The organism is Luteibacter sp. P4_E6 (assembly GCF_056401535.1).
In genome coordinates this window covers 1-9075 of the sequence record NZ_JBFUJE010000135.1, presented here as the reverse complement: position 1 = coordinate 9075, position 9075 = coordinate 1, and the positions used below count along the sequence as shown (strand labels likewise).

The 9075-nt window shown below is 64.4% G+C and carries 10 protein-coding genes and 1 tRNA gene; 2 read left to right on the top strand and 9 right to left on the bottom strand.

Translation table 11 applies throughout. The features are described 5' to 3' along the window. Nucleotides 1-124 precede the first annotated feature (124 nt). Entirely contained in the window at nucleotides 125-1081 is a 957-nt protein-coding gene (gene pip / locus AC1DT2_RS10475; protein WP_213947882.1) for a prolyl aminopeptidase, read from the bottom strand. A 213-nt stretch (nucleotides 1082-1294) separates the two neighbouring features. Beyond that, the gene (locus tag AC1DT2_RS10470) at nucleotides 1295-2677 is read right to left on the bottom strand and encodes an FAD-binding oxidoreductase (RefSeq protein WP_477296143.1); all 1383 of its coding nucleotides are present in this window, start codon (nucleotides 2675-2677) and stop codon (nucleotides 1295-1297) included. Nucleotides 2678-2800: 123 nt separating this feature from the next. On the opposite strand from AC1DT2_RS10470, the gene serA reads away from it, so the two are divergent. Then, nucleotides 2801-4036 carry a phosphoglycerate dehydrogenase gene (gene serA / locus AC1DT2_RS10465; RefSeq protein WP_477296142.1) on the top strand — a complete coding sequence of 412 codons (1236 nt, stop codon included), beginning with the start codon at nucleotides 2801-2803 and terminating at the stop codon, nucleotides 4034-4036. Here the strand turns inward: serA and AC1DT2_RS10460 are convergent. From AC1DT2_RS10460 to AC1DT2_RS10445, 4 genes are all read right to left on the bottom strand, one after another. Further along, complete coding sequence (locus AC1DT2_RS10460) at nucleotides 4030-4443, bottom strand: VOC family protein (protein ID WP_213947879.1); 414 nt, start codon at nucleotides 4441-4443, stop codon at nucleotides 4030-4032. The genes serA and AC1DT2_RS10460 overlap by 7 nt on opposite strands. After that, entirely contained in the window at nucleotides 4440-4868 is a 429-nt protein-coding gene (locus AC1DT2_RS10455) for a helix-turn-helix transcriptional regulator (protein ID WP_082879059.1), read from the bottom strand. The genes AC1DT2_RS10460 and AC1DT2_RS10455 overlap by 4 nt, the downstream gene beginning before the upstream one ends. A 174-nt stretch (nucleotides 4869-5042) precedes the next feature. Further along, on the bottom strand, nucleotides 5043-5990 hold the full coding sequence (locus AC1DT2_RS10450) for a GGDEF domain-containing protein (protein ID WP_477296141.1): 948 nt from the start codon (nucleotides 5988-5990) through the stop codon (nucleotides 5043-5045). 79 nt (nucleotides 5991-6069) lie between these two features. Next, nucleotides 6070-7398 carry a beta/alpha barrel domain-containing protein gene (locus AC1DT2_RS10445; RefSeq protein ID WP_477296140.1) on the bottom strand — a complete coding sequence of 443 codons (1329 nt, stop codon included), beginning with the start codon at nucleotides 7396-7398 and terminating at the stop codon, nucleotides 6070-6072. Nucleotides 7399-7530: 132 nt separating this feature from the next. On the opposite strand from AC1DT2_RS10445, the gene AC1DT2_RS10440 reads away from it, so the two are divergent. After that, nucleotides 7531-8208 (top strand): hypothetical protein, encoded by a 678-nt coding sequence (locus AC1DT2_RS10440; protein WP_477296139.1) that lies wholly within the window; start codon nucleotides 7531-7533, stop codon nucleotides 8206-8208. Nucleotides 8209-8347: 139 nt separating this feature from the next. Here AC1DT2_RS10440 and AC1DT2_RS10435 read toward each other — a convergent pair. From AC1DT2_RS10435 to ihfA, 3 genes are all read right to left on the bottom strand, one after another. After that, a tRNA-Pro gene (locus tag AC1DT2_RS10435) sits at nucleotides 8348-8424 on the bottom strand. 46 nt (nucleotides 8425-8470) lie between these two features. Then, a complete protein-coding gene (locus AC1DT2_RS10430; protein ID WP_036114913.1) occupies nucleotides 8471-8827 on the bottom strand; it encodes a MerR family transcriptional regulator in 357 nt (118 codons plus the stop codon). Further along, nucleotides 8808-9075, bottom strand: a 268-nt coding sequence (gene ihfA, locus AC1DT2_RS10425) for an integration host factor subunit alpha (RefSeq protein ID WP_477296138.1), incomplete at its 5' end; no start/stop codon positions are given. The genes ihfA and AC1DT2_RS10430, both read right to left, overlap by 20 nt.

Sequence of the window (9075 nt, the reverse complement as noted above, 5' to 3'; positions counted from 1 at the left end):
GTTCTGAGGTGAGAGGGGTTGCCCGGCTTGCGCCGGGCAACCATCGCCGCTGAAGCGGCTCCCACACCAAGCCGGCCGTAGCCACGAAGCGGCTGCCTGTGGGAGCCGCTTCAGCGGCGATGCGTTACCGCGTAAACCGATCCGTCGCCTGCACCAACTCCCGCACGATCCCCGGCTCGAACGCCGAATGCCCCGCGTCCTGCACGATTCTCAGATCGGCCTCCGGGAACGCGCGATGCAAGTCCCATGCGCTGCGTACGGGGCACACCACGTCATATCGCCCCTGCACGATCACCGTGGGAATGTGGCGAATCTTGCCGACGTCGCGGAGGAGCTGTCCGTCGACCTCGAAGAAACCCGCGTTGACGAAGTAGTGGCACTCGATGCGCGCGAACGCCAGCGCGAACTCGTCTTCGCCACTGGAAGCGATGTGGCCTTCATCCTGGTAGAGGTAACTGGTCGCACCTTCCCACACCGACCACGCACGTGCGGCGGCCACACGAACGGCGGGATCGCTGCTGGTAAGCCGGCGATGGTAGGCGCTGATCAGGTCACCGTGTTCGGCCTGCGGAATCGCCGAAAGAAAGGTTTCCCACGCGTCCGGGTAGAGCATGTCGCAGCCGCCCTGGTAGAACCACTCCAGCTCCGAACGCCGCAGCATGAAGATGCCGCGCAGCACGAGCTCGCTCACATGCGCCGGATGCGTTTCCGCATACGCGAGCGCCAGCGTCGAACCCCATGAACCACCGAATACCTGCCACGTGTTGATGCCCAGGTGCTCACGCAGGGTCTCGATGTCCGCGACCAGGTCCCAGGTCGTGTTGTCGGTCAGTTCGGCGTGCGGCGTGGATTTGCCGCAGCCGCGCTGATCGAACAGCACGATGCGGTACTCCTTGGGGTCGAAGAAACGGCGGCAGCGCGGGTTGGTGCCGCCGCCCGGGCCACCATGCAGGAACACCACCGGCTTACCGTGCGGGTTGCCGCTTTCCTCGAAGTAGAGCGTGTGCAGCGGGGAGACCTTGAGCGTGCCGCTGTTGTAGGGCTCGATCGGGGGGTAGAGGTCGGGGGAGTCCTGGGCCATGGGGGCGGTCTTTTGATGTCGGGGAGATGACAAGGCTAATGGGGCGCCCCGCCAGACGCCACACCCTGTAGGAGCCGATTTATCGGCGATCCCGCGGCAGCGGGCCAGTCTGAGGCAAGCACCCATCGCCGATGAATCGGCTCCCACAAGGCAACGCGCGCCCCCCCGCTCGGTAGGAGCCGCTTCAGCGGCGATCCCGCGGCAGCGGGCCGGTTACAGCAGCTTCCCGGGATTCATGACACCGTTCGGATCCCAGATCGCCTTGATGCCCCGCATCAGCGCTATCTCCGCCTCACTGCGTACGCTGCCCAGCCATGCTTTTTTCACCAGCCCAATGCCGTGCTCGGCGGAGATGCTGCCGCCATGCCGTTGAAGCGTGTCGACGAGCAATGAGGTGACGTGCTCGCACTGTTCGACAAACGCCGCGTTGTCCAGGTCGGCCGGCTTAAGCACGTTGATGTGCAGGTTGCCATCGCCGATGTGGCCGAACCAGACCACCTCGAAGTGCGGGTACTCCGCCGCGAGCAGGGCCTGCATGTCGGCCATGAAGGCCGGTACGGCAGAAATCCGCACGGAGACATCATTTTTGTAGGGCTTATGGGGCGCGAGACTCTCCGTAATACCCTCACGCAGACGCCACAGGGCGGCGGCTTGCGCCTCGCTCGAACTGATCGCGCCGTCTACCACCCAGCCTTCGTCGAGGCAGAACTCGAAAAAGGCCAGCGCCGCCGCCTCGACCTTCTCATCCGCCGCGTCGAACTCGGTGACGACGTAGAACGGATACGTTTCCTCGAAGGGTCGCTGCGCACCGTGGGCCAACACATGATGCAAGGCGCGATCGGTGAAGAACTCGAAGGCACCCAGCGTCAGGCGGTGCTGCGCCTCGGCGAATACCTTCATCAACGCGTCCATTGCCGGCACCGCCAGGAGCATGACCTGAGAGGGCGGCGGCGGGGAGGTAAGGCTCAGCGTGGCCTCGACGACGAGTCCGAGCGTGCCTTCGGAACCGATCACCAGGTGGCGCAGGTCGTAGCCGGACGCGTTCTTGACCAAGCCACGGTTGAGATCGAGGAGCTCACCGGTGCCCGTCACGACCTTGAGCCCGGCGATCCACTGGCGCGTATTGCCATAACGGATGACCCGGATGCCGCCTGCGTTGGTCGCGATGTTGCCACCGATCTGACAGGACCCGCGGGCGGCAAAATCCACGGGATAGAGCAGACCGCGCTCCCGGGCCGCGTTGTGCACCGCCTCGAGGGCGATGCCCGGCTGTACGGTCAGCGTCCGGTCGATCGGGTCGAAGTCGAGTACCCGGTTCATCCGGTCCAGGCTGACCACGATCTCACCGTGCGCCGCGACGGCACCGCCCGACAAGCCCGTCCGGCCGCCCGAGGGGACCACGCCCACGCCCTCGCCGTTGGCCCAACGGACGATGCCCTGTACTTCCTCGATCGAGGCGGGAAAGGCGATCGCCAAAGGAGCGGGCGTCCAGCGTCGCGTCCAGTCGCGACCGTGGTGTTCAAGGTCGCCGGGGTCGGTGGACAACTTGAGCTCGGGCAGCAGGCGGGCAAGCTCGGACAGGCGCGGATCGGTCATGGGGCTCTCGCTCGGGGTTCCCCGGCAGGGTGCCAGCGCGACGGCCATGCGTCCACTGCGCTGCAACATGAACGGCACTCTCTGGCATAGTGAGTCTCTCGTCCACGGATCTGAAGCCCGGCCATGAAGCGCACGTCGTACCCGAAAGAAGACATCAAGGTCCTGCTGCTCGAAGGCGTCAGCCGCAGCGCGCTGGATACCTTCCGTCAGGCCGGCTACTCGCAGATCGAGTTCCACGAGAAGTCGCTCTCCGAGGACGACCTCAAGGAGCGCATTGCCGACGCGCACATCGTGGGCATCCGCTCGCGCACCCACCTTACGGCCGAGGTCCTGGCCGAAGCGCGGCGCCTCATTGCCGTCGGCTGCTTCTGCATCGGCACCAACCAGGTGGATACCGCGGAAGCCGAGCGCCTGGGCGTGCCGGTGTTCAACGCGCCCTACTCCAACACCCGCAGCGTGGCCGAGCTGGTCATCGCCGAGACGATCATGCTGGTACGCCGCATTCCCGAAAAGAATGCCGAGTRCCACCGTGGCGGCTGGTCGAAATCGGCAGCCGGCAGCTTTGAGGTTCGCGACAAGGTCCTCGGCATCGTCGGCTACGGCCACATCGGCACCCAGGTTGGCGTGCTCGCCGAATCGCTGGGCATGCGGGTGATCTTCCACGACGTGGAAGCCAAGCTTTCGCTGGGCAACGCCCGGCCGGCCTCGAGTCTCGAAGACCTCCTCGAGCGTGCCGACGTGGTGACCCTGCACGTACCGGAAACGGCACAGACGAAAAACATGATCGGTGCCGCCGAGATCGCCCGCATGCGCCCCGGCTCGATGCTGGTGAACGCGTCGCGCGGTACCGTCGTCGACATCGATGCGCTCGCTGCCGCGCTGCGCTCGAAGCACCTGGCCGGCGCGGCCATCGATGTCTTCCCCGTGGAGCCGAAGGGCAATACCGACCCCTTTATCTCGCCACTGGTGGGCATGGACAACGTGATCCTCACCCCGCACGTCGGCGGCAGCACTGCCGAGGCTCAGGAGAACATCGGCATCGAAGTGGCGTCGAAGCTGGTGCGTTACAGCGACAACGGCAGCACACTCTCTGCGGTGAATTTCCCCGAGGTATCCCTGCCCGGTCACCCGACCAGCCGCCGCCTGCTGCACATCCACCGGAACATTCCCGGCGTGCTGTCGCGGGTAAACGACGTGTTCTCGCGCGCCGCGGTGAACATCGACGGCCAGTACCTGCAAACGTCTGGCCAGGTGGGCTACGTGGTGATCGACGTGACCACGACCGAAGAACACGCCGCCTCGTTGCGTAACGAACTGGCGGCGATCGAAGGCACCCTTAAGGCACGCGCGCTCTACTGAGGCCGACGGGACTCGATCATCTTCCATCCGTTGCCCGAGGGATCACGGAAGTTGGCGTCGACATTGCCGTAGCGTTCTTCGGGCGCCTGTGTGAATTCCACACCGCGGGCGCGCATACGCTCGTAGGCGCCACGGCAGTCGTCGACGTTCAGTACCAGCGGCGGCATGGCGCCTTTCGCCACCACCTCGCTCATCGTTTGCGCGGTCGCCTCGTCGAGCACCGGCGCCTGCGGCTTGAACAGACCCAACTGCAGCGAGGGCTGCTCCGGGTGCTGCACGGTCAGCCAGCGGAAGTCGCCGTTTTGCGCGTCGGTGTGGACACGAAATCCGAGCTTTTCGACATAGAACTCGAGGGCTTCGTCCTGGTCGCGAACGTACAGCCCTACTACTCCGATACCCTGGCTCATGAGAACTCCGGTTTGTTGGGAGCCCCTTTTTTACCAGCCTGCACGATCCGTCGCTTCTCCGAAACTGCGGTCGTGATGTCGGGCCTGTAGGCGGCGCTGACGAAACAGTGCGGCACCTCGGCCAGTTCATGGCGGGCAGCCTGCTCAAAAGCGCGCCACGCGCTGGGACTCTTTCCATTCACATCGTGAAACACGCGGCCGAACGTACCCAGGCTGTTCCAGCCTGTCTGCAGCGCGATGTCGAGGATAGGCAACGCTGTGTCCCGCAGTAAGGCCTTTGCCCGCTCGAGGCGGCGAGTGAGCAGGTAGCGGTGCGGAGGAAGACCAAAGGCCTGCTTGAACGAGCGCGCGAAATGCGCTTCGGAAACGTGACTTACGCGCGCGAGACGGTGCACCGGCCAGGCCTCGTTCGAGGCGGCATCCATCCGGTCCTTTGCGCGTAGCAGGCGGCGCAGTATCTCCGGGTCCACCGTCTCACCCTCGATGTGGGAGCCGCTTCAGCGGCGATTTCTGACCGTGGCGCAAGTACCCATCGCCGATGAATCGGCTCCTTTCGAGCCGGTAGTCATCGATGTAGTCGCCTGCATCGAGCGACCTGGTTAGTCGCCGCCTTCGGCGACGACGCGGGCGCGTCCGCGCTGCTTGGCCAGGTAGAGACGACGGTCTGCCACGGCAATCGCCGGCAGGATCTCGTCGCCTTCCTTGGGCACCAGGGTATGCACACCCGCACTAAGGGTAAGCCGCTTGCCTGCGCCCAGACCCGCATGCGGAATCATGGCCTTTTCCACCAGGTCGAGGCAGCGCCAGGCCAGCGCGAGGGCGGTTGCCTCGTCGGTATTCTGCATCAGGAGCACGAATTCCTCGCCACCGAAGCGGCAAAGCAGGTCGTCCGGGTTCCGCACGATGTTCGACAGTGCCGACGCGACGCGCTTGAGGCACTCGTCGCCTTCCAGATGGCCGTAGTGATCGTTGTACTGCTTGAAGAAGTCGATATCGAGGACGACCAGCGACAAGGTCTGGCGGCTCTGCCGCGCGTCCCGCCAGGCCATTTCCATGACCATGTCGAAGCGACGACGGTTGGCGACGCCAGTGAGCCCGTCCTTGAAGGACAACTCCTCCAGTTCGCGTTGCATGTCGAGCAACTTCTCTTCGGTGCGCTTGCGCTCGCTGATGTCGAACATGAATCCGATGAGTGCATTCGGCGAGCCGTCCGGATTGCGCACGACGTGGACCACATCGCGAATCCAGACGTATTCACCCGTCTTGGTCAGGGCGCGATAGTCGGCTTCGTGATCGACGCCAGCCTGCGATTGCGACACGCAGAAGTCGAAGACCCAGGCGCGATCTTCCGGATGCATGCGATCGGCCCAGTCCTGCACGGTCGCCCAGGATTGCGGCGCCCAGCCCAACAGCTCTTCGATCTGCGGGCCGATGTAGGCGAAGCTCAGCGTCGCCCATTCGATTTTCCAGGGAATGGCACGCGTGGATTCGAGCAGGGTCTTGTAAACCCCGACGTCTTCTTCGCGGATGATGTCTTCGATGCTCATGACCTGCCTTGTCCCCCACCGACGGCCCCGACAGTGTACCGGCGGAAACGGCWAAAACTTAGTCCCACGGCCCCGGAGACTACGCCGGCTCCCCGGAGGAGATGGACACGAGCTGTGCCAGGGCCRCCAGCGCGCGGGCATACAGGGCCATGACCTGCTCCGGCTCGTCGTAATCGATACGCAGGCCGCGACGAAGTTCCCGGCGCATCAGACGAATCATCATGGTGATCACCTCGTCCGCATAGTCCTCCGGCGGTTTRCCACTCACCTCGGCAAGCCGGCCACGCACCGCTTCCACGTCGCTCACCACCGGGCAGATGCGGTACCGATACTCGCCGCCGATGCGGTCCGGCGGCAGGTCCATGAAGCGATCGGGGCGCTGGCGGAACGCACCCAGCGACAGCCGATAGGCGTTGTGTCCAAAGATGGGCAGGTCGTCAGGCACCGGGCCGGCCTCGTCGAGCACCTGCAGATCCGTGGCCAACGGCAGGAGTTCGTCCATGCGGTAGGTGTTCGTGACCTTGCTGTTGCCCGTCCTGACGAGGTTGGCCAGCAACTCGCCGAGGGAAGCGTGGCCGATGACCGCCGCACGCTTCGGCAAGCCGCCCCAGGCACCGTCGGCACCATTGAGCAAGGCCTCGATCATGGAGGCATTCTCGAAGCCCGCGCCAGAGTGGATGTGCATCAACAGCTTCATCGACGGCGGCAGGATCGCGCGCGCGGCGGCGACGTACGCGCCGACCTGGAAGGGCATATACGTGCCACGGTCGTCCTCCATCGTGACGCCCTCGATCGGTAGTCCCGCGAGCAGTTCCATGATCTCGAACGTCGCGTCGCTTGCCTCGGCGAACGCATCGCAACCGTCGACGATGTTGATAAAGATGCGCGGTGCCCCGCCATCTTCGCCGACGATGTTCTCCCTGAGCCACTGGACGCTCGCTGGCAGGCTCCGCTTGAGCGTGGGAAGGTCGTACATGCCTTCCATGCCGAACGAACTGAGGTAGATCTCGCTCACCGTATTCGGCACGCGATAGTCACGAAGTTTCAGCTGCGACGGATCGGGCGTAAACGTGCCGTCGGGCGACGCGATACCCATCGCGGTGAAGGCGAAGCAACCGGTCATGTCCGTACCGGTATCACGCAGGCGGATCATGAAGTCATCGTCGACTTCCAGTTCGTCGGGAATCGCGTAATCCAGCGTGCCCAACGAAATAKTGCGAAAACCAAACGTGCGTAGCTGAGGCAGGATCGCGAGCTTTTCGTCCAGGGTCTGGCCGACGCGCGAACCCACGGGGTTCTCGCGCAGGGAGAGGTCGATCATGAAAGGGTCGATATCGGCGAGGCGGGCGGCCTTGGCCCGGGCGTCGTTCAAGGCAGCGCTTGCGCGCTCGCGAGCTTCCAGCGTCATCGTCATCCCCTTTGATCGCCGTGACCGGCGGACACGATGGCTTTCGGCGGACCGCGGGAAATCTTGAGCCGGGTCAACGTAACGTTCTGGCTCACGTTGGACAGTCCATAACCCCAAGCCTGGACCCTATCGATGCACCGTTCCCACCCTGCCCTGCGTGGCCTGACGATCGCCTGCATCGTCGCTCTCGCTGGCTGCGCCAGTAACGGCATCCGGTTGGCCGCCTCTCCCGACCATCCGCACTCCTTCGACGGCCACTGGGTGGTCGACGTATCCCACAGCGAGGACCCCGACGCCGCGCCTGCGGCCGGCGGGTCCGGTCACGGCGGCGGCATGGGTGGCGGCCACGGTCACGGAGGTGGCGGTGGCATGGGAGGTGGTGGCCGGCACGGCGGCGGTGCGGGTGGTGGCGCAGGTGCAGGCGGTGGCGCCGGCAACGCCGTCAGCGGAAGCGGCGACATGCTTCGTCGCGCCCTGCTGCTTCCCGACACACTGGACATCGCGATACGGCCGGGCAACCTCGTGATCTCGTCCAACGGCCGTGCGAGCAATGTGCCGATGGTGACGGGCAAGGACAACGCGGGTGACGTCACGCGGGCGGGCTGGGACGGCGACGATCTTGTGATAGTCATCCACATCGACGACAAGCGCGGGGACATCGTGCAGCACTATGCGGTTGCGGCTGATCATTCGAGGCTGGTGGTCACGACGGAGTTCAAGAGGAAGTCGAAGACCGCGTCGGTGGTGCGGGAATTCACGGCGGCCGGGCCGGCGGTTGCGACCCCGGCGACGACGGCACCCTCTACCTGACCTTGTCGCTATCGCCGGCGAAGCCGGCTCCCGCACAGGGCTTTCGCATCATCACTTCGTTGGTTTTTCGCCGATGAATCGGCTCCCACATTGTTCAAAAAAAACGGCGCCCCGCGAGGGACGCCGTTTTTTTGAATAATGGTCGGGGTGGCGAGATTCGAACTCGCGACCACTACACCCCCAGCGTAGTGCGCTACCAGGCTGCGCTACACCCCGACGAGCAAACGATTGTAGCAGCAACGCCGTGACCTGCGGAAGCGGGTCAGCGACGAAGGAGGGTCAGTACTTCTTCCAGTTCGAGACGCACCTGACGGACGATCTGGTGCGACATGCTCGCTTCCATACGAGCCTGCGGGCCTTCCAGGCGAGCGCGGGCGCCCGTGATGGTGAAGCCCTCGTCGTAAAGCAACGAGCGGATCTGGCGAATCATGAGCACGTCGTGGCGCTGGTAGTAGCGGCGATTGCCGCGGCGCTTGACGGGCTTGAGGGCCGGGAACTCCTGCTCCCAGTAGCGAAGGACGTGCGGCTTGACGCCGCAAAGCTCACTGACTTCACCAATGGTGAAGTAGCGCTTCGCCGGGATCGCCGGAAGTTCGGTGTTATTCCCTGGATCCAGCATAACCCTCGACTCTTACCTTGAGTTTCTGGCCAGGACGGAAGGTGACAACCCGCCGGGCCGAGATGGGAATTTCTTCGCCGGTCTTGGGATTGCGACCGGGCCGCTGATTCTTCTGCCGCAGGTCGAAATTGCCGAAGCCGGACAACTTGACCTGCTCACCTCGTTCCAGTGCCTCGCGCACGACCTCGAAATACGCGTCCACGAATTCCTTGGCCTCACGCTTGTTGAGGCCCACGTCGAGGAAAAGC

Bases quoted from the DNA above. Each gene is read 5' to 3' on its own strand.
- pip (WP_213947882.1), bottom strand. From the start codon at position 1,081: ATGGCCCAGGACTCCCCCGACCTCTACCCCCCGATCGAGCCCTACAAC.
- AC1DT2_RS10470 (WP_477296143.1), bottom strand. From the start codon at position 2,677: ATGACCGATCCGCGCCTGTCCGAGCTTGCCCGCCTGCTGCCCGAGCTC.
- AC1DT2_RS10460 (WP_213947879.1), bottom strand. From the start codon at position 4,443: ATGAGCCAGGGTATCGGAGTAGTAGGGCTGTACGTTCGCGACCAGGAC.
- AC1DT2_RS10455 (WP_082879059.1), bottom strand. From the start codon at position 4,868: ATGGATGCCGCCTCGAACGAGGCCTGGCCGGTGCACCGTCTCGCGCGC.
- AC1DT2_RS10450 (WP_477296141.1), bottom strand. From the start codon at position 5,990: ATGAGCATCGAAGACATCATCCGCGAAGAAGACGTCGGGGTTTACAAG.
- AC1DT2_RS10440 (WP_477296139.1), top strand. From the start codon at position 7,531: ATGCACCGTTCCCACCCTGCCCTGCGTGGCCTGACGATCGCCTGCATC.
- AC1DT2_RS10430 (WP_036114913.1), bottom strand. From the start codon at position 8,827: ATGCTGGATCCAGGGAATAACACCGAACTTCCGGCGATCCCGGCGAAG.